At 73.6% G+C, this 18,806-nt stretch carries 16 protein-coding genes; 10 read left to right on the forward strand and 6 right to left on the reverse strand.

Annotation, left to right across the window (positions count from 1 at the left end; genetic code table 11):
• Window positions 1-4 precede the first annotated feature (4 nt).
• Window positions 5-1,075 carry a hypothetical protein gene (locus ACFWN3_RS05505; RefSeq protein ID WP_377644205.1) on the forward strand — a complete coding sequence of 357 codons (1,071 nt, stop codon included), beginning with the start codon at window positions 5-7 and terminating at the stop codon, window positions 1,073-1,075.
• Between the two features lie 174 nt (window positions 1,076-1,249).
• Window positions 1,250-2,065 carry an aquaporin Z gene (gene aqpZ / locus ACFWN3_RS05510; RefSeq protein WP_377644207.1) on the forward strand — a complete coding sequence of 272 codons (816 nt, stop codon included), beginning with the start codon at window positions 1,250-1,252 and terminating at the stop codon, window positions 2,063-2,065.
• 38 nt (window positions 2,066-2,103) lie between these two features.
• Here aqpZ and ACFWN3_RS05515 read toward each other — a convergent pair whose 3' ends face one another.
• Window positions 2,104-2,928 (reverse strand): ceramidase domain-containing protein, encoded by an 825-nt coding sequence (locus ACFWN3_RS05515; protein WP_377644209.1) that lies wholly within the window; start codon window positions 2,926-2,928, stop codon window positions 2,104-2,106.
• 95 nt (window positions 2,929-3,023) lie between these two features.
• On the opposite strand from ACFWN3_RS05515, the gene ACFWN3_RS05520 reads away from it, so the two are divergent.
• A complete protein-coding gene (locus ACFWN3_RS05520) occupies window positions 3,024-4,013 on the forward strand; it encodes a malate dehydrogenase (protein ID WP_377644211.1) in 990 nt (329 codons plus the stop codon).
• Window positions 4,014-4,073: 60 nt separating this feature from the next.
• Here the strand turns inward: ACFWN3_RS05520 and ACFWN3_RS05525 are convergent, their stop codons facing one another.
• From ACFWN3_RS05525 to ACFWN3_RS05545, 5 genes are all read right to left on the reverse strand, one after another.
• Window positions 4,074-5,177 carry a calcium:proton antiporter gene (locus ACFWN3_RS05525; RefSeq protein ID WP_377644213.1) on the reverse strand — a complete coding sequence of 368 codons (1,104 nt, stop codon included), beginning with the start codon at window positions 5,175-5,177 and terminating at the stop codon, window positions 4,074-4,076.
• Window positions 5,177-6,052 (reverse strand): bifunctional methylenetetrahydrofolate dehydrogenase/methenyltetrahydrofolate cyclohydrolase, encoded by an 876-nt coding sequence (locus tag ACFWN3_RS05530; protein ID WP_377644215.1) that lies wholly within the window; start codon window positions 6,050-6,052, stop codon window positions 5,177-5,179. Before ACFWN3_RS05530 ends, ACFWN3_RS05525 begins: the two co-directional genes overlap by 1 nt.
• 294 nt (window positions 6,053-6,346) lie before the next feature.
• Window positions 6,347-7,762 (reverse strand): DUF1116 domain-containing protein, encoded by a 1,416-nt coding sequence (locus ACFWN3_RS05535; RefSeq protein ID WP_377644216.1) that lies wholly within the window; start codon window positions 7,760-7,762, stop codon window positions 6,347-6,349.
• A complete protein-coding gene (locus ACFWN3_RS05540) occupies window positions 7,759-9,255 on the reverse strand; it encodes an FdrA family protein (protein WP_377644218.1) in 1,497 nt (498 codons plus the stop codon). Before ACFWN3_RS05540 ends, ACFWN3_RS05535 begins: the two co-directional genes overlap by 4 nt.
• Window positions 9,252-10,121 (reverse strand): DUF2877 domain-containing protein, encoded by an 870-nt coding sequence (locus ACFWN3_RS05545; RefSeq protein WP_377644220.1) that lies wholly within the window; start codon window positions 10,119-10,121, stop codon window positions 9,252-9,254. Before ACFWN3_RS05545 ends, ACFWN3_RS05540 begins: the two co-directional genes overlap by 4 nt.
• 131 nt (window positions 10,122-10,252) lie before the next feature.
• On the opposite strand from ACFWN3_RS05545, the gene ACFWN3_RS05550 reads away from it, so the two are divergent.
• From ACFWN3_RS05550 to ACFWN3_RS05580, 7 genes are all read left to right on the forward strand, one after another.
• A complete protein-coding gene (locus tag ACFWN3_RS05550; RefSeq protein ID WP_377644221.1) occupies window positions 10,253-11,557 on the forward strand; it encodes a PucR family transcriptional regulator in 1,305 nt (434 codons plus the stop codon).
• 197 nt (window positions 11,558-11,754) lie between these two features.
• On the forward strand, window positions 11,755-13,254 hold the full coding sequence (locus tag ACFWN3_RS05555) for a uracil-xanthine permease family protein (protein ID WP_377644223.1): 1,500 nt from the start codon (window positions 11,755-11,757) through the stop codon (window positions 13,252-13,254).
• A 143-nt stretch (window positions 13,255-13,397) separates the two neighbouring features.
• Entirely contained in the window at window positions 13,398-14,270 is an 873-nt protein-coding gene (locus ACFWN3_RS05560; protein WP_377644225.1) for an FAD binding domain-containing protein, read from the forward strand.
• Window positions 14,267-14,812, forward strand: coding sequence for a (2Fe-2S)-binding protein (locus tag ACFWN3_RS05565; RefSeq protein WP_377644227.1), 546 nt, complete (start codon window positions 14,267-14,269; stop codon window positions 14,810-14,812). Before ACFWN3_RS05560 ends, ACFWN3_RS05565 begins: the two co-directional genes overlap by 4 nt.
• Window positions 14,809-17,262, forward strand: coding sequence for an aerobic carbon-monoxide dehydrogenase large subunit (gene cutA / locus ACFWN3_RS05570; protein ID WP_377644229.1), 2,454 nt, complete (start codon window positions 14,809-14,811; stop codon window positions 17,260-17,262). Before ACFWN3_RS05565 ends, cutA begins: the two co-directional genes overlap by 4 nt.
• On the forward strand, window positions 17,259-17,903 hold the full coding sequence (locus ACFWN3_RS05575; protein ID WP_377644231.1) for a carbon monoxide dehydrogenase subunit G: 645 nt from the start codon (window positions 17,259-17,261) through the stop codon (window positions 17,901-17,903). Before cutA ends, ACFWN3_RS05575 begins: the two co-directional genes overlap by 4 nt.
• The gene (locus tag ACFWN3_RS05580) at window positions 17,903-18,802 is read left to right on the forward strand and encodes a carbon-nitrogen hydrolase family protein (protein ID WP_377644232.1); all 900 of its coding nucleotides are present in this window, start codon (window positions 17,903-17,905) and stop codon (window positions 18,800-18,802) included. The genes ACFWN3_RS05575 and ACFWN3_RS05580 overlap by 1 nt, the downstream gene beginning before the upstream one ends.
• Window positions 18,803-18,806 lie beyond the last annotated feature (4 nt).

Genomic DNA, 18,806 nt, shown 5'->3' on the forward strand with positions numbered 1-18,806 from the left:
GACCATGGTCGCCGGCACCGCCCGTGCTCGGCGCCGCCGGGTCGCTGCGGCACCGGCGGCGTGCGTCCTCGCCCTCGTCGCGGCCTGCGGCATCGTGGGCGACGGACGGCCCTCCCCGGTCCCGGGGGGCCGGTCGCCCGCCGCGGTCCCCGCCGCCCCGGCCGCGTCGGCGACGCCCTCCCCGCCGCCCCTGCCTCCGGTGACGGACCTGGCCGCGGCGGGCGGGACGACCCTCGACGTCAAGGACGCCGACTGGGTCCAGGTCGTCGACGGCAACGTCTGGACCACGCTCGGCTCCGAGCGGGCCGTCCGGCTCGACCCCACCACGGGCGCGGAGACCGTGCGGGTCCCCACCGGTGGGCAGGTCTGCACGGCGATGGACCAGGGCTTCGGGTCGCTCTGGGTCGCCGTGTGCTCGACTCCCGCCCAGGTCCTGCGCCTCGACCCGTCCACGGGGAAGGTCGCCGCCCGCATCGAGGTCCCCGACGTCGAGGTGATGGAGGAGGGCTCGGTCGCGAGCGGTGAGGGGTTCGTGTGGGTCGTCGCCCTCGGCGCCGAGCGCACCCTCGTCAAGATCGACCCCACCACCGACGAGGTCGTCGACCTCGTCCCCGTGGAGGTCGGGGTCGTCGGTGCCCGGGCGGGCGAGGGCGCGCTGTGGCTGACCAACCCGCAGGACGGGGTGCTCACCCGCCGCGACGTGGGGACCGGTGCCGTCGTGGCGACCATCCCGACGGGCAGGGGGGCACGCTTCTTCGCCGTCGGCGAGGGTGCGGTGTGGGTGCAGAACAACGTCGACGGGACCGTCTCGCGGGTCGACCCGGCGACGAACCGGGTCACCGCCACGGTCGTCGTCGACAGCGGCCCCGTGCAGGGAGGCGACCTCGCCGTCGGGGGTGGCTTCGTCTGGGCCCGCACGAGCGACGCGCTCGTCGCCAAGATCGACCCCGCGACCGCCACGGTGGTGGCGAGGTACGGCCCGGCGGCGGGGAGCGGGAGCGTCGCCGCGGACGGCAGTGCCGTGTGGATCAGCGCCCACGACGTCGACGCGGTGCACCGACTGCCCCTGCCCTGACCGTGCCCGATGCGGCCGTCGGCGCCTGACGGCGTCCGATCGCGCTCGATGGCGCTCGGGGGCGCCTGACCGCGGCTGACCGCGGCTGACCGCGCCCGGTGGCGTCGCGGTCGCGACGACGCGGCCCGGCGTGCCCGGGTGACGTGACGGCCTCGGCAGAGCACAATCACGTCCATGACCACCCCCACGATGGCGCAGCGACTCGGCGCCGAGCTCCTCGGCACCTTCTGGCTCGTGTTCGGCGGGTGCGGCTCGGCCGTGTTCGCCGCCGTCTACCTCGCCCCCAACGTCGTCGCCGGCCAGAGCGTCCAGCTCGGCATCGGCTTCGTCGGGGTGGCCCTGGCGTTCGGCCTCACCGTGATGACGATGGCCTACGCCGTCGGGCACATCTCGGGCGCGCACTTCAACCCGGCGGTGACCATCGGCGTCGCCGTCGCGCGCCGCTTCGAGTGGAAGGACGTCCCGGCCTACGTCGGCGCCCAGGTCGTCGGCGGCCTCCTCGCCGGGCTCGCGGTGTGGGGCATCGCCCGCGGCCGCGACGGCTTCGACGCCACCGGCAACCTCGCCGCGAACGGGTTCGGCGAGCACTCCCCCGGCGGCTTCGGGCTCGTCTCGGTGTTCGTCGCCGAGGCGCTGCTCACCGCGGTTTTCCTCTACGTCATCCTCGGCGCCACCGACTCGCGCGCGCCGCAGGGCTTCGCCCCCATCGCGATCGGCCTCTCGCTCACCCTGATCCACCTCATCTCCATCCCCATCTCGAACACGTCGGTCAACCCCGCCCGCTCCACCGGCGTCGCGTTCTTCAACGGCGACGGTGCCCCCGGGCAGCTGTGGCTGTTCTGGCTCGCACCGATCGTCGGGGCCGCGATCGCCGGTGCGACCTTCCACCTCATCACCGGCGTCGACCGGCGCGACCGCGACATCTCCGGCGAGATCGAGCCGGAGGACGTCCGCGTCGCCGACGGCGTCGACCCCGACGTCGCCCGCTGACCCACCCCGCGCGTCCCGAGATCGACCGATGGGTCACCTCAGGTCCGCGACCCCACCCGTTCGGCGGTGTCGTGCCGGAAGAGCAGGTACGCGCCGACGGCGCACAGCACGTGCCAGAGCCCGTGCCACTGGAGCAGTGACTCCGGGTCGCACCACGGGTGACCCCGGCGGCCGAACTGCCAGACCGTGTAGGCGACGAGCAGCGTGGCGACGGCGGCCACCCCGAAGGCGGCGTCCTGCCGAACGTCCTCGCGACGCCACAGGGCCACCTCGACGAGGACCGCGAGCACGATCATCACGGCGAAGGCCGCGTTGCCCGAGTGGCGCACGAGCGGCACCCGCCCACCCGTGAGGAGCACGACCATCCCGATGACGACGAGCACCGGGAACAGGACCGCGAACAGGCCCGGGCCGCGCCGGGCCAGGCGCATCACGGCGTAGGCGAGGGCGAAGCCCGACACGAGGAACATGCTCAGCAGGTCGAGGTCGCCGCCGAGCCGGGTCTGGGTGGCGTGCATCGCCATCGACCCGGGTCCGAGGAGGACGACGACGACGGCGTAGGTCGAGGCGAGACCCGGGTGGGCGCCCATCGTCAGGCCGAGGCGGGCGCGGTCGGCGGCGTACGCGGCGACGGCCAGGCCGGCGGCGACGAACCCGAGGTTGCTCCACGTGTTGGCGGGCTGGCGGACCCAGCCCGGGCGGGCGGCCTCGCAGAACCCGCTCCCCCGGCCGACGTCGGCGCCGAGCCAGCCCCAGCGCGCAGCCGCCAGGACGAGCGCGAGCGAGACCACGGCCGTGGCCGCGGCGGCGACGAGGGGGCGGCGGTCCGGCTCCTGCGGCAGGGCCGGCGTCGGGGTCGTCACGGCGGTCAGCCCACCACACGGCCGCCCGCGGCGCCACGCCCGCGCGCTGATAGCGTCGAACCGACACATTTCCTCGCGTACGAAGGGGTACCCCCGTGAGCCAGACGCCCGTCAAGGTCGCCGTCACCGGCGCCGCCGGCCAGATCGGCTACAGCCTCCTGTTCCGGATCGCCAGCGGTGCGCTCCTCGGCCCGGACACCCCGGTCGAGCTCCGCCTGCTCGAGATCACGCCGGCGCTGAAGTCCCTCGAGGGCGTCGTCATGGAGCTCGACGACTGCGCCTTCCCGACGCTGGCCGGGGTGCAGATCGGCGACGACGCGACGACGGTCTTCGACGGCGTCAACCTCGCTCTCCTCGTCGGCGCCCGCCCGCGCGGGCCCGGGATGGAGCGCGGTGACCTCCTCGAGGCCAACGGCGGCATCTTCGCCCCGCAGGGCAAGGCGCTCAACGAGGTCGCGGCCGACGACGTGAGGATCACCGTCACCGGCAACCCCGCCAACACCAACGCGCTCATCGCGATGAGCAACGCCCCCGACATCCCGACCGAGCGGTTCTCCGCGCTCACCCGCCTCGACCACAACCGCGCGATCTCGCAGCTCGCGGCGAAGCTCGACGTGCCCGTCACCGAGATCCGGAAGATGACGATCTGGGGCAACCACTCCGCCACGCAGTACCCCGACCTGTTCCACGCCGAGGTCGGTGGCCGCAACGCCGCCGAGGCCGTCGGCGACCAGGACTGGCTCGCGAACACGTTCATCCCCACGGTCGCCAAGCGCGGCGCCGCGATCATCGAGGCGCGCGGTGCGTCCTCGGCGGCCTCGGCGGCGTCGGCGACCATCGACCACGCCCGCACCTGGGTGCAGGGCACGGCCGAGGGCGACTGGGTCTCGATGGCCGTGCGCTCCGACGGCTCGTACGGGGTCCAGGAGGGGCTCATCTCCTCCTTCCCCGTCACGGTGAACGACGGCCGATGGGAGATCGTCCAGGGCCTGGAGATCGACGACTTCTCGCGCGGGAGGATCGACGCCTCGGTGGCAGAGCTCGCCGAGGAGCGCGACGCCGTCAAGGAGCTCGGCCTCATCTGACCCGCTCTCCCGCCTGATGCCCCACCGAAGATCTTGGAATCAGGCGGGAGAGGTGCGCGCCTAGGGGGCCATCGAGAAGTAGAGGAAGGCCGCCAGGAGGGTGAGGTGGACCGTGCCCTGCAGGCGGGTCGCCCGGCCGGGGACCACCGTGAGGACGGCGACGACCATCGTGATGCCAAGGAGCACGATCTGGGTCGAGCCCAGCCCGAGGTGGAGGGGCGTCGGCATCCAGATCGACGCGACGGCCAGGGTCGGGATCGTCAGACCGATGCTCGCCATCGCCGACCCCATCGCGAGGTTGAGCGAGGTCTGGATCCGCTCGCGGCGCGCGGCGTTCGCGGCGGCGATCGTCTCGGGCAGGAGGACGAGCAGCGCGATGATCACGCCGACGAAGGACAGCGGCAGGCCGGCCGCGAGCACCCCGGACTCGATGGCCGGGGACTCGATCTTGGCCAGCCCGACGACCGCGACGAGCGACAGGAGGAGCAGGCCGAGCGACACCCAGGCCTCGCGGTCGGTCGGTGGGTCGGCGTGCTCGTCCTCGGCCAGCGGCTTGCCCTGGTCGGTGACGGGGAGGAAGAAGTCGCGGTGCCGCACCGTCTGCGTCACGACGAAGGCGGCGTACAGCGAGAGCGAGGCGAGGGCCGCGAAGGCCAGCTGGCCCCCGGTGAACTCCGGCCCGGGCTCGCCCGTCGTGAACGTCGGCAGGACGAGGCACAGGCCGGCCAGGGCCGCCACGGTCGCGAGCGCGCCGCCCGTGCCCTCGGCGTTGAAGTGGACGAAGTTGAAGCGCCGCGCCCCGAGGAGGAGCGAGAGCCCCATGATCCCGTTGACGGTGATCATCACGGCCGCGAACACGGTGTCACGGGCCAGCGTCGCGGCCTCGTCGCCGCCGGCGAGCATGAGGGTGACGATGAGGGAGACCTCGATGACGGTCACCGAGACGGCGAGGACGAGCGAGCCGAAGGGCTCCCCCACCCGGTGGGCGACGACCTCGGCGTGGTGGACGGCGGCGAGCACGGCCGCGGCTAGCAGCGCGGCGACGAGCCCGACGACCACGATCCCGATGTCGCGTCCCCACGTCGCGGCCAGCGCGACGAGGGCGACCGGGGGCACGATCCGCCACACGCGGGTCATGAGCGGGCTGGCGCTCGCGCCCGCCATCAGGAACCGGCCCCGGCGACCTGTCGCTCGGCCGCCTCGACGACGTTCGACAGGAGCATCGCGCGCGTCATCGGCCCCACCCCGCCGGGGTTCGGGCTGACGAACCCGGCGACCTCCCACACGTCGGGGTGCACGTCGCCGGCGACGACCGACTTCCCGCTGGCCTCCTCGACGACCCGCGAGACGCCGACGTCGAGGACGGCCGCACCGGCCTTGACCATGTCGGCGGTGACGATGCCGGGTACCCCGGCCGCCGCGACGACGATGTCGGCCTGGCGCACCTCGGCCACGAGGTCACGGGTACCGGTGTGGCACAACGTGACCGTGGCGTTCTCGGAGCGACGCGTGAGGATGAGGCCCAGCGGGCGACCGACGGTGATGCCGCGGCCCACGATGACGACCTTCGCCCCGGCGATCGGGACGTCGTACCGCCGGAGCAGCTCGATGCAGCCGACGGGGGTGCACGGCAGCGGGGCCTTCTCGCCGAGGACGAGCCAGCCGAGGTTCGTGGGGTGCAGGCCGTCGACGTCCTTGGCGGGGTCGACGGCGGAGAGGATGGCGTTCTCGTCGAGCCCGGTCGGCTGCTGGACGATGAAGCCGGTGCACTCGGGGTCGGCGTTGAGGTCGCGGACCACCCGCAGGACCTCGTCCTGGCTCGTGCCGGCCGGCAGGTCGCGCCGGATGCTCCGGATGCCGATCTCGGCGCAGTCCTTGTGCTTGGCGCCGACGTACCACTGGCTGCCGGGGTCGTCGCCGACGAGGACGGTCCCGAGCCCGGGGACGACCCCGCGTTCGGCCAGGGCGGCCACGCGGGCGCGCAGCTCGTCCTTGATCGCGCCGAGGATCGCCTTGCCGTCGAGTGTCGTGGCTGCCACGTGCCAATCCTTCCATGGGTGGCCCGTCGCGCCGGGCCGAGGTCCACGACCCCGCGGGGCCGGGCACACGAGGTCCCCGGGGTGCGCCTCGTGGCGCTCCGGGGACCGGTCCTTGTCACCCGTTCCAACGACCGGACCTCCGGAAGGTTCCGCTGCGGCCGTCGGGCTTCGTCGTGCTGCACCCCGGAAAGGCTCGCCATCCCCCGGTTCAGAACCGGGGTGGAGCGCACAAGTTCGGGGTCACCCCGAACTTGCGCACCAAGGCGCGCTGCGGGTCGTGCTCGGGGCGGGTCGTCAGTCGGGAACGGCTGAGGCGAGGGCGGCGACCGCCCCGGTGAAGCACTCCTCCGGCGGGGTGACGAGGCCGGCGCCGACCTGACCCGTGCCGGCGACCCGCCCGGCCATCCCCGTGTTGATCTGCGGGAGGATCCCCGTGCGGACGACCTTGGTGACGTCGATGCCCGTCGGCGTCCCGCGGAACCCGAGGACGGGCACCTGGTAGATCGGGTGCTCGCCGGTGGTCACCTCGTACATCGTCCGGGTGGCCCGGAGGGCGAACGGCACGTCGCCCCCGACGAACTTGACGATCGCCGGGGCCGCCGCCATCGCGAAGCCACCGATGCCGCCGGTCTCGGTGATCGCCGAGTCGCCGATGTCGGGGTTGGCGTCGTCGGGCCCGAAGTCGCCGAGGAAGAGGCCCTCGGGGGTGTTCGCGGGTCCGGTGAACCACTGGTCACCGGTCCCCGACACCCGGATGCCGAAGTCGGTCCCGTTGCGCGCCATCACGGTGACGACCGTCGAGCCCGGGATGCCCTCGGCCGCGCGCGTGGCCAGCTTGCAGGCGGGCATCCCGAGGTTGAGGAAGAAGTGCTCGTTGGCCCCCGAGAACCGCACGGCCTCGGCGACGTCGGCCGACGACGCGTCGGCGGTGATCATCCCGGGGAGCAGCTCGCGCAGCAGCATGAGCGACCCGGCGCGGTTGCGGTTGTGGCCCTCGTCGCCCATCTGCAGCATCTGGGCCACGATCGAGCGGATGTCGATCGGCCCGGTCGAGCGGACCGCCTGCGAGAGGATCGGGCCGAGGACGCGGGTCATCCAGTGCAGCCGCTCGATGACCTCGGGGCCGTAGGCGCCATAGCGCAGCACCTTGCCCAGGCCCTCGTTGAGCGAACACCACGACTCGTTGCCGTGGACGTCGTCGCGCAGCGCGTACATCCACATCGACGGGCTGACGACACCGGCCATCGGCCCGACGGCCCCTCGGTGGTGACAGGGCTCGAGGTCGAACTCGCCTGCGGCAAGGCGCTTCTCGGCGTCCTCGGCGGTGTCGGCGAGGCCCTCGAACAGGACGGCCCCGATGAGCGCTCCCTTGAGCGGACCCGACGCACGCTCCCACTCGATCGGCGGGCCCGCGTGGAGGAAGGTCCCCCGCTCGAGCCCGAGGGAGTCCGAGGCCGGGACGACGTCGGTGAGGACCGCCTCGGCCGCCGTCATCCGCTCGAACGCCAGAGCGTTGGCGGCCACCCGCCGCGGGTCGCCCATGACGCGGGCGAGGTCGGCCTCGGTCCCGGCGAGCGGCGGCTGCCACTGCGTCTCGGTGACCGGTACGGCCTGGTCGCGCAGGGCGTCGGCGAGGAGGGAGACGCCGGCGGTCGCGACGACGGGGTCGGCCTCGAGGAGGCCACGAAGGGGGCGGGACTGCTCGCTCATCGACCGCTCCTCAGCAGCTCGAGCGCGTGCCGGGTGGCAGCGCCGTTGGACAGGAAGACCGAGGCGCCGGCCGCGGCCAGGACCTCGGCGCACCGGCGGCGGTCCTGCGGGTCGGCGTCGGTCCCGGTGAGGGACACGACGACCGGCAGCGCGCGTCGGTCGGCGTGGGCCGTCTCGCGCGCGGACCGGATCGCCTCGGCGAGCTCGTCGGCGGGGTCGGCGTGCGCGCCGTGGCCGAGGACGAGGTCGAGGAGGAGGACGCCGCACGTGGGGTCGGCGGCCTCGGCGGCGATCCGCTCCATCCGCAGCGTCGGGTCGATCATCGGGTGGGCGCGCCCGCGGGTCATCCCGTCGTCGCCGAAGTCGATGACGACGTGGCCGTCGTCGCGCAGGTCGGGCCCGAGGTCGAGCGAGGGGTCGTGCGCGATGTTGCTCCGGATGCCGCCCAGCTCGGCCTCGGCGACCGTCATCGCCTCGTCGGCGAGCGTGCCGCCGCAGAAGAGGCCGCGCAGCGCGGGACCGTGCGCGATGCCCTCGGGCTCGGCCGGTGCCACGGTGGCCGGCCACGCGGGGACGTCGTGGCCCTGCGCCCCGAGGAACGCCTCGACGGCGGCGGTGAGGTCGGGGCGGCCGGCTCCGAGGACCGCCCAGTGGACGGACAGGCCGAGGGAGGACGCGTAGGCGTCGACGTCGGCGAGCACGGCGTCGGCCGGGGGCTTGGAGACGAGCAGGACCGACTCGGTGGCGGGGTCGTCGGCGAGCGCGCGGAGCGCCTGCTTCGTCGACCGGCCGCCCACGACCTCCTTGAGGTCGCGACCGCCGACCCCGAGCACGTGGCTGATCCCGACCCCGGCCGCGTCGAGCAGGCACATGACCTGCTGAGCGCCGGTGCCGGAGGCCGCGACGACCCCCACGGAGCCCGAGCGCACGACGTTCGCGAACCCGAGGGCGACGCCGCCGATGTGCGCCGTGCCGCAGTCGGGCCCCATGACCAGGACGTCGGCCTCGGCGGCGGCGTCCTTGAGCCGGACCTCGTCGTCGACGGACACGTTGTCGGAGAACAGCATCACGGACAGGCCTGAGGCGATCGCGTCGAACGCCTCGGTCACGGCGTGCTGGCCCGGGACCGAGATCACCGCGAGGGTGGCGCCACCGCGGGCGGCGGCCGAGCCGAGGGTGCGTGGCGGGACGACCTCCTCACCACCACCGGTGTCCTTCGTGGCGCGCAGGTCGGCCAGGGCCGCGGCGACCGCGGCCAGCCCGGCCTCGAGCGCGTCGTCCGACTCGGTGCGCAGCGCCACGACGAGGTCGTTCGCGCCGGCCTCGGCGGGGACGTCGAAACCCATCGAGCGGAGCACGTCGACGTTGAGCTCGGTCGCCATCGCGACCTGGGCGGCGGTGACCCCGGGGGTCGCGGCCACCGTGCGCGACACCTGCATCAGGCTCACCGAGTCGTGGTAGGCACCTCGTCTCAGCTCGACGTGGGTCGTCATGCGGCGCTCCGTCCGGTCGGGGTCGAGGTCTGGGTCGTCGTCTGCCGCACCGGGACCGGCACGTGGGTCCGCAGCGCCTCGAGGACGCCGGTGACGAGGTCGCGGCCGGAGGTGTGCCCGAGGGCGACGACCTCGGGCAGGGCACGGGCGGTGGCGTCGACGTGGCCGAGCACCACGGCGTCGACGAGGGCGACGACGGGGCGCGCCGCGAAGCCGTCGGTCGCCGCCGCGAGGAGGGCCGCCGAGACCGCGGTCGTCGTCCCGAGCCGGTCCCGCACGGCGGCGACGAGGGGACGCGAGACCCGCAGGGCGTGGGCCACGAGGAGCGCGCCGGCGAGGGCGTCGTCACCCGAGGGCGTCAGCCCGCGCCCGCGCCCGACGAGCTGGTCGAGCCCGGCCGGCCCCGGGAGCCTTGAGAGGACGGCGGCGGTGGCGGGGGCGAGCCAGGGGTCGCAGCCCACGGAGGCCTCGAGGAGCAGGGCCGCCACGGCCTCCCGCGACCCGGGGCACGAGGCGCCGGCTGCCACCCGGCGGACCCGGGCCGGGCGCCACGTGCGCACGGCGACGACGTCACCGACCGGCAGCTCGACGCGACCCCCGCCGACCAGTATCCGGTCACCCGCGGCGACGCCCCACGGCAGCGGCCCGTCGGCAAGAGCGCTCGAGCGCGCGCCGAGGCGCAGCGCGGTGGGCAGGGCGACGGCGTCGGACGGGACGACCGGCAGGACCGAGCCGTCGACGTCGAGGTAGAGGCCGAGCCGGTGCTCACCGAGGACGACGGCCTCGCGCACCGGTCCCCGGACGACCGCCACGGTGAGCGCGGAGGCGGCGGCCGGCAGGGCGGACCGCGGGGAGGGTGACGGCATGATGACGACGCTAACGAGGGGGCTACAGTGACCGGATGGTCATTGTTGACAACGATCGGCCTGACGACGCACAGACCTTGCCATCCACCGGTCCGCGGTCCGCCGTCGCCTCGCCCCTGCACGACTCCCCGGTGCCCACCGACCCGGCCGAACGGGCCGCCGCCCTCGAGGCGCTCGTCGAGCAGCAGGCGGCCCTGCTCCAGCGCGAGGACGAGGTGCACCGCGTCCTCGTCCGGATCGTCCTGGCGGGCGGCTCGGTCACCGAGCTGTGCGAGGCGGTCGCGGGCTTCTTCGGCGGTGCCGCGGTCGTCACCACGACCGACGGCCGCGTCCTGGCCATGGCCGGCAGCGACGCGGAGGTCGAGCGCGTCCAGGGGCTCCCCTGCTTCGACCGCACCGGCCGCCTCGTCGTCGAGTCCGAGCCGGTCGGCGCCCGCGAGGGCGACGGTCCCGAGACGACCCGCGCCCTCGTCAAGATCGTCGCCGGCGCCTCCGACCACGGCCTGCTCGGGGCCTTCTCGCCCGACCGCGCCCTCACGCCCACCGACGTCCACATGCTCGAGCGCGCGGCCACCGTCGCCGCCCTCGCCATCACCAAGGAGGCCGCGGTCGCCGCGGTCGAGGGCAAGTACCGCGCCGAGTTCCTCCGCGACGCCCTCGCCGGGAGGGCCGGCGACCCCGCCGACGCCGTCTCGCACGCCACCTCCCTCGGCTGGGACATCGACCGCCCCATGGTCGTCGTCGTCGCCGAGACCGACGAGAACGACGCCGAGACGACGCGGGCCGCAGAGGAGGTCCGCTCCCTCCAGGAGCGCTTCGTGCGGGCCTGGGTCCAGGCCGTGCGGGCCCGCGACGTCTCGGTGCCCGTCGCCGGGTTCAGCCAGGAGGTCGTCGCCCTCCTCCCCGTCGACCCGACGAGCGAGGACGACGCGGTGATGCGCACGGTCGGCGAGATCGCGAAGGTCGTCCGCGGCGACGGCGGCGGGGGCCGGCGCACCTTCTCCACGGGCGTCTCGCGCCCCATCCGCAGCGTGGCCGACCTGCCGACCGCCTACGACGAGGCACTCAAGGCCGTGCACGTCGGCCGCCAGATGTACGGCGAGTCGGCCCTGACCCACTTCGACGGCCTGGGCATCTACCGGCTGCTCGCCCTCGTCCCCGACGGCGCCGACCTGCGACGCTTCGTCGAGGAGAGCCTCGGTGAGCTCGCCACCGACGACTCCCCCGAGAACGAGGACCTGCGCACCACCCTGTCGGTGCTCATCGACACCAACCTCAACGTCGCCGAGACCGCGCGCCGGCTGTTCTTCCACTACAACACGCTGCGCTACCGCATCGCCAAGCTCGAGCGGATGCTCGGGCCGTTCACCACCGACCCCCAGTTGCGGCTCACCCTCGCGCTGGCCCTGCGCATCCACCAGATGCGCGGCATCTGAGCCCGGGCCGGCACCCGTCAGGCGCACGGCCGAACCTGACAGCGACACCCCCGATCGGCTGTCAACCCTTGCCGAGGGTGTCGCCTGACAGCCTCACTACGGTCCGTGTATCACGGACTCGTGATCCGCGTCACCGACGACGCGGGCCCCGTCACCGCGCGCCCCTCGGCCGCGGATCCCCGGAGAGAGGCACGCGCATGGCGCTCGGATTGGGTTGGAAGCTGAAGGGTGACGGGCGCTCGCTCGGACCCGACGAGGTCGTGGCGCCCGACGAGCGCCTGTCCTGGGGGAAGACCGTGGGCCTGGGTGCCCAGCACGTCGTCGCGATGTTCGGGGCGACCTTCGTCTTCCCGCTCATCATGGGGCTCAACCCCCAGCTCGCGATCATGATGAGCGGCATCGCGACCATCGCGTTCCTCCTCATCGTCCAGGGCAAGGTGCCGAGCTACCTCGGGACGTCGGCCTCCTTCGTCGGTGGTGTCGCGGCGATCCGGGCCAACGGCGGCGACTCCGCCGACGTCACCGGTGCGATCCTCGTCGCGGGCCTCGTGCTCGTCGCCGTCGGCGTCGCGATCCACTTCCTCGGCTCCTCGGTGCTCCACAAGGTGCTGCCGCCCGTCGTCACCGGCGCGGTCGTCATGCTCATCGGCTTCAACCTCGCCCCCGTCGTGGCCGGCATCTACTGGCCCCAGGACCAGTGGGTCGCCATCGCGACGATGCTGTTCACGATCATCGCGGCCATCGCGTTCCGCGGCTTCATCAGCCGGATCGCCGTCTTCCTCGCGCTGATCTTCGGCACGGCCCTGTCCTGGCTGCTCGACTCGACGGTGGGCAACATCACCTCGGTCCTCGGTGGGGCCACGGAGGCGACGAGCCACGAGCGGTGGAGCACCGCGGGCGTCGGCGACGCCGCCTGGTTCGGCTTCCCGCAGCAGACGATGGTCGCCGCCGACGGCAAGGAGGTCGTCGGCTGGCACACGCCGAGCTTCACGGTCACCGCGATCCTCCTCGTGCTGCCCGCCGTCATCGCGCTCATCGCCGAGAACACCGGCCACGTCAAGGCGGTCGCCGAGATGACCGGCCACGACCTCGACCCGTCGATGGGTCGCGCCATCGCCGGTGACGGCATCGGCACCGTCCTCGCCTCGTCGGTCGGCGGCTCGCCGACGACGACCTACGCCGAGAACATCGGCGTCATGGCGGCGACCCGGGTCTACTCCACGGCGGCCTACTACGTCGCCGCCGCGGTCGCCATCCTCTTCGGGCTCTCGCCGAAGTTCGGGGCCCTCGTCGCCTCGATCCCCGGCGGCGTCCTCGGCGGCATCACCGTCGTCCTCTACGGGATGATCGGCCTGCTCGGTGCGAAGATCTGGAAGGAGAACGGGGTCGACTTCGGCAACCCGATCAACCTCGTCCCCGTCGCCGCGGGCATCATCATCGGCGTCGGCAACGTCCGGATGCAGCTGACCGACAACTTCTCGCTCGAGGGCATCGCGCTCGGCACGATCGTCGCCGTCGGCGGCTACCACCTCGCCCGGGCCATCGCACCGGCCGAGCTGCGCGAGCGGGCCGACGGCACCGCGATCTCCGTGGGCGACCACGTCTACGGCGACAGCGACGGCGTCGACGACCTCTACCAGAAGGGCTACCCGGGATCGCCGGGCGAGCGCGACGCCGACCGGGACCGCCGTCCCTGACCCGTCGCCCGGCCCGCGGCCGGTCCCCTCGCGGGGGCCGGCCGCGGCCGTTCCCGGGGCTTTGGCAACCTTTGACCACCTCATGAGGCAGTGTCGGCACTGCGTCCCTACCGAACGGAGTGTCCAGTGGACATGATCGAGGCATGAAGCCCGGTCCGTTCGTGCACCACGCGCCGCGCTCGGTCGAGGAGGCCGTCGCGGTGCTCGCCCAGGTCGGCCACGACGGCAAGGTGCTCGCCGGCGGCCAGAGCCTCATCCCGGTGCTCAACATGCGCCTGGCCGGCCCAGGCCACCTCGTCGACGTCAACCTCGTCGCGGGGCTGGGCGAGGTCACCGTCGACGACGCCTGGGTGCGCGTCGGCGCCCTCGTCCGGCACGCCGGGCTCGAGCGGCACGAAGGCGCCTTTGCCGCGAACCCCCTTCTGCGCCAGGCCCTCCGCAACGTCGCCCACCCGGCGATCCGCAACCGCGGCACCACGGTCGGCTCGATCGCCCACGCGGACCCTGCCGGCGAGATGCCGTCGGTGGCGGTCCTCACCGGTGGCGTGATCGAGGCCGTGAGCGCCCGCGGCCGGCGCGAGATCGCCGCCGCCGACTTCTTCGAGGGTCCCCTCGAGACCACCCTCGAGCACGACGAGCTGGTGGAGGCCGTGCGCTTCGGCCGCTTCGCCCCCGGCACCCGCACCGGGTTCGTCGAGTCCGCCCGCCGCCACGGCGACTACGCGCTCGCCGGCGTGGCCGTGGCGCTCGAGGTCGAGGGCGGGACCATCCGCTCGGCGCGCGCCGCCTTCGTGTCGGTGACGCCCGTGCCCACGGTCCTCGACCTCTCCCCCGTCCTCGCCGGCCGCGACGCCGCGGCACCCGTGCCTGACGAGGTCGCCGAGCTCGTGCGCGCGCACGTCCAGCCCGAGGACGACATCCACGCGAGCGCCGACTACCGCCGGATGCTCGCGGCCGAGCTGACCCGTCGCGTCCTCGTGACGACCGCCCACGACGACGAGGAGGGCGCGGCGTGAGCGAGCCCGCCACCGAGCAGCAGCACGAGGTGACGATCACGGTCAACGGGGTGCCCCGGACCGCGACCGCCCCGGCCCGGCGCCTCCTGTCCGACTTCCTGCGCCACGACCTCGGGCTCACCGGGACCCACGTCGGGTGCGAGCACGGCGTGTGCGGCGCCTGCACCGTCCTCGTCGACGGGGAGCCGATGCGGTCGTGCCTGATGTTCGCCGTGTCGGCCCAGGCGCACGAGGTCACCACCGTCGAGGGCATCGGTCACGATCCCGAGCACCTCAGCCCCGTCCAGCAGGCGTTCGCCGAGTGCCACGGCCTCCAGTGCGGTTTCTGCACACCGGGTTTCGTCACGACGATCACCGCCTACCTCGAGGAGAACCCCGACCCGACGGAGGCCGAGGCACGCGAGGCGATCTCGGGCAACCTGTGCCGCTGCACGGGTTACCAGAACATCGTCAAGGCCGTCGGCCGGGCCGCCGAGATCCGCCGCGGCCTCGTCGAGCTCGCCCCGCCCGTTCCCGGGTACCCGGGCGGGGGTCCGCGGTGAGCACCCGCCAGTTCGGCGAGAAGGTCCAGCGCCGCGAGGACCCGCGCCTGCTCACCGGCAACGGTCGCTACCTCGACGACCTCGGCCGCGGTTCCCTCGAGGCCGCGTTCGTCCGCAGCCCGCACGCGCACGCCCGGGTCGTCGACGTCGACATCGACGACGCCTGGGAGGTCGACGGCGTCGAGGCCATCTACACGTGGGAGGACCTCGACGGGCGCGTCGCCGAGCCGCTGCCCGTCCTCATCCCCCACCCGGCGCTCACCCACCCGCGCGTCGGGTACTGCCTGGCCAAGGACGAGGTCAACCACGTCGGCGAGGCGGTCGTCATGGTCGTCGCCCGCAACCGCTACCTCGCCGAGGACGCCGCCGCGCGCATCCGGGTTCGCTACGAGACGCTCCCCGTCGTCGTCGGGATCGAGAAGGCCCGTGACGGTGGGGTGCTCGTCCACGACGACGTCCCCGACAACGTCAGCGCGCACCTCCTCCAGGAGGTCGGCGACCTCGAGGCGGCGATGGCCGCCGCCCCCCACCGGCTGACCCTCGAGCTCGAGATCGAGCGCAGCGCCTGCATGCCCATGGAGGGCAAGGGGGTCTACGCCCGCTGGGACGCCGACGACCAGTCGCTGCGGCTCTACTCCTCCACCCAGACGACGACCGGCGTGCGCGCCGCCGTCGCGGCGAAGCTCGGGATGCCGTTGGCCAAGGTCGAGTGCGTCGCACCCGACGTCGGCGGCGGCTTCGGGGTCAAGATCATGCATCCGTGGCCCGAGGAGGTCCTCGTGCCCTGGGCGGCCCGCAACCTCGGCCGCGACGTCAAGTGGACCGAGGACCGCCGCGAGCACTTCACCTCCAGCGCCCACGAGCGCAGCCAGCTCCAGGAGGTCACCGTCGGGTTCGACGACGACGGCCGCCTGCTCGCCCTCGACGTCCGGTTCTGGCACGACAACGGCGCCTACACCCCGTACGGGATCATCGTCCCGATCATCACGGCCACCCAGCTCCTCGGGCCGTACAAGCCCGGCGCGTACCGCGTCGAGTTCTGGTCGCTGTACACGAACACCGTTCTCGTGACGCCCTACCGGGGCGCCGGACGCCCGCAGGGCTGCTACGCCATGGAGCGGACGATGGACGCCATCGCCGCCGAGCTGGGCCTGGACCGCGCCGAGGTCCGCAGCCGCAACTTCATCCAGCCCGACGAGATGCCCTACGACCACGGCCTGATGTTCCAGGACGGGCGACCGCTCCGGTACGACTCGGGCGACTTCCCCGCCTCGCTCGCCAAGCTCAAGGCGCTCGTCGGCTGGGACGACTTCGCCGCCTACCGCCGCGACGCGGAGGCCGCCGGACGCAAGGTGGGCCTGGGCATCGGCTGCTACGTCGAGGGCACCGGCGTGGGCCCCTACGAGGGTGGCCACGTCCACGTCGAGACGAGCGGCCGGGTCAACGTCGCCACGGGCCTGACGACCCAGGGACAGGGCCACCAGACCATCCTCGCGCAGATCGTCGCCGACGAGCTCGGCGTGCGGATCGAGGACGTCCACGTCACCACCGGCGACACCCGGCGGATGGCCTACGCCGTCGGCACCTTCGCCTCCCGCGGGGCGGTGATGTCGGGGAACGCCGTCGCCCTCGCCGCGAAGGTCGTGCGCACCAAGGCCCTGCGGATCGCCGCCGACGCCCTCGAGGTCTCACCCGACGACCTCCGGATCGACGACGGCGTCATCTCGGTCAAGGGCACCCCCGACGGCCCGCACATCGACCTCTCCACCGTCGCGGTCATGTCGAACCCGCTGCGCTACGCCTTCGACGCCTCGGCCCAGGCGGCCACCCAGTTCGCCGGGACCTTCGACCCCGACAAGCCCCCGGTCGCCGACGACGACGAGCCGGGCCTCGAGGGGCAGGACTTCTACTCCCCCACCCAGGCCACCTTCGCCAACGGGATGCACGCGGCCATCGTCGAGACCGACCCGGTGACGGCCGAGATCCGCATCCTGCGCTACTGCGTCGTCCACGACTGCGGCGTCATGGTCAACCCGATGATCGTCGAGGGCCAGGTCCACGGCGGGGTCGCGCAGGGCGTCGGCGGGGCGCTGTACGAGCGGATGGCCTACGACGAGTCGGGGCAGCTGCTCAACGCCTCGTTCATGGACTTCCTCATCCCCTACGCCTCCGAGGTCCCGCACATCGAGACCGACCACCTCGAGACCCCGAGCCCGCTCAACCCGCTCGGGATCAAGGGGGCCGGCGAGGCGGGGACGATCCCGGTCACGGCCGTCATCGCCTCCGCCCTCGAGGACGCCGAGGGCTTCCCGATCCGCTCGATGCCGATCAGCCCCTCCGAGCTGTGGACCCTCCGCCGGCAGCACGCCGCCTCGGCCACCGGCCCCTCCTCGGCCACCGGCCCCTCCTCGACCTCCGACCCCGATCCCGCGCAGGAAGGCCCGCGATGAAGATCTCCGGCAGCTCCACCCTCGAGGCCCCCGTCGAGAAGGTCTGGGAGGCGATCCAGGACCCCGCGGTCCTGGCGCGCTGCATCCCCGGCTGCGAGTCCCTCACCACCGTCGGCGACGACCGCTACGCGATGTCGGTCACGGCCGGGGTCGCGGCCATCAAGGGCACCTACGCCGGCGAGGTCTCCCTCTCCGACAAGGTCACGCCCTCGTCGCTGACGATGAGGGCCTCCGGTGCGGGCGCACCCGGCACCATCGACGCCGACGTCAAGGTCCGCCTCGTGCCCTCGGCGGCCGGCGGTACCGAGCTCTCCTACGACGCCGACGCCTCCGTCGGGGGCGCCATCGGCGGGGTCGGGCAGCGGATGCTGGCGGGCGTGACGAAGAAGATGGCCGGCCAGTTCTTCACCGCCCTCGACCGCGACATCGCCGGCGTCCGGCCCGTCGACCTCCGACCCGCGGGAGCGACAGCGCCCGCCACGGGGGCGGCCCCGGTCCACGCCGGGCGCAGCGCCACCGCGACCGCCAACGCCAACCTCGGGCTGGACTCCGGGGCCGGGTTCGCCCTCGGGGTGCTCGTCGGTGGGATCCTCGCCCTGGCGGGTGTCGCCCTCGGCGCCCGGATCGGAAGGCGGTCCTGATGCGCGCGTTCACGGCCGCGGCCGTCCAGGTCGCCCCGGTTCCCGGTCCCCTCACGACGGACTCGGTCGCCGCCAACCTCGACAAGCTCGTGGCGTTCACCCGCCGGTGCGTCGAGGCGACGGGGGCCGAGCTCGTCGTCCTGCCCGAGTCGGCGACGACGGGCTTCACGCCCGGCCTCCCCGTGGAGGAGCTGTGGGAGCTCGTCTCCGAGCTTCCCGGCCCCGTCATCGAGCCCCTGCGCGACGTCGCCGCCGAGCTCGGGATCCACCTCGTCGCCGGGACCTACGAGCGCGGCCCCACGCCCGACGTCGTCCACAACTCCTCGGTCCTCATCGCCCCCTCCGGCGAGGTCCTGGGGATCTACCGCAAGACCCACCCCTTCTTCTCCGAGGGCGTCGGCGGGGGCGGCTGGGTCACGCCCGGCGACACGGTCACGGTGTGCGACACCGAGCTCGGCCGGATCGGGATGATCATCTGCTTCGACGGCGACTACCCCGAGCTGTGCCGGATCCAGGCGGTCCAGGGCGCCGAGGTCATCTGCCGCCCGTCGGCGCTGCTCCGCTCGGCCGACGTGTGGGAGCTGACGTCGCGGGCGCGCGCCTACGACAACCACGTCTTCGTCGTCGGCGCCAACGCCGTGGGGGCCGACCCGGCCGGGGTGCTCTACTTCGGCAACAGCCACGTCGTGACCCCCATCGGACACATCGTCGCGAAGGCGGCCACGCACGAGGGCTGGGTCTCGGCCCGGCTCGACCCTGCCGAGGCGCTGGCGTCGCTGACCCCGGGCTCGAACATCAGCCAGGGCTTCGACCACCTGCGCGACCGCAACCTCGACCTCATCCGCAAGCACCGCGAGGAGCTCGAGGGCCCGGCGAAGACGTCGTTCCCCCACGGCTGAGGGC

Source organism: Oryzobacter terrae (genome assembly GCF_042756445.1).
Lineage (GTDB): Bacteria > Actinomycetota > Actinomycetes > Actinomycetales > Dermatophilaceae > Oryzobacter > Oryzobacter terrae.

Excerpts from the sequence above, each read along its gene's own strand:
- ACFWN3_RS05535 (WP_377644216.1), bottom strand. The coding sequence starts at position 7,762 with ATGAGCGAGCAGTCCCGCCCCCTTCGTGGCCTCCTCGAGGCCGACCCC.
- ACFWN3_RS05560 (WP_377644225.1), top strand. The coding sequence starts at position 13,398 with ATGAAGCCCGGTCCGTTCGTGCACCACGCGCCGCGCTCGGTCGAGGAG.
- aqpZ (WP_377644207.1), top strand. The coding sequence starts at position 1,250 with ATGACCACCCCCACGATGGCGCAGCGACTCGGCGCCGAGCTCCTCGGC.
- ACFWN3_RS05555 (WP_377644223.1), top strand. The coding sequence starts at position 11,755 with ATGGCGCTCGGATTGGGTTGGAAGCTGAAGGGTGACGGGCGCTCGCTC.
- ACFWN3_RS05540 (WP_377644218.1), bottom strand. The coding sequence starts at position 9,255 with ATGACGACCCACGTCGAGCTGAGACGAGGTGCCTACCACGACTCGGTG.
- ACFWN3_RS05525 (WP_377644213.1), bottom strand. The coding sequence starts at position 5,177 with ATGGCGGGCGCGAGCGCCAGCCCGCTCATGACCCGCGTGTGGCGGATC.
- ACFWN3_RS05580 (WP_377644232.1), top strand. The coding sequence starts at position 17,903 with ATGCGCGCGTTCACGGCCGCGGCCGTCCAGGTCGCCCCGGTTCCCGGT.
- ACFWN3_RS05575 (WP_377644231.1), top strand. The coding sequence starts at position 17,259 with ATGAAGATCTCCGGCAGCTCCACCCTCGAGGCCCCCGTCGAGAAGGTC.
- ACFWN3_RS05505 (WP_377644205.1), top strand. The coding sequence starts at position 5 with ATGGTCGCCGGCACCGCCCGTGCTCGGCGCCGCCGGGTCGCTGCGGCA.
- ACFWN3_RS05545 (WP_377644220.1), bottom strand. The coding sequence starts at position 10,121 with ATGCCGTCACCCTCCCCGCGGTCCGCCCTGCCGGCCGCCGCCTCCGCG.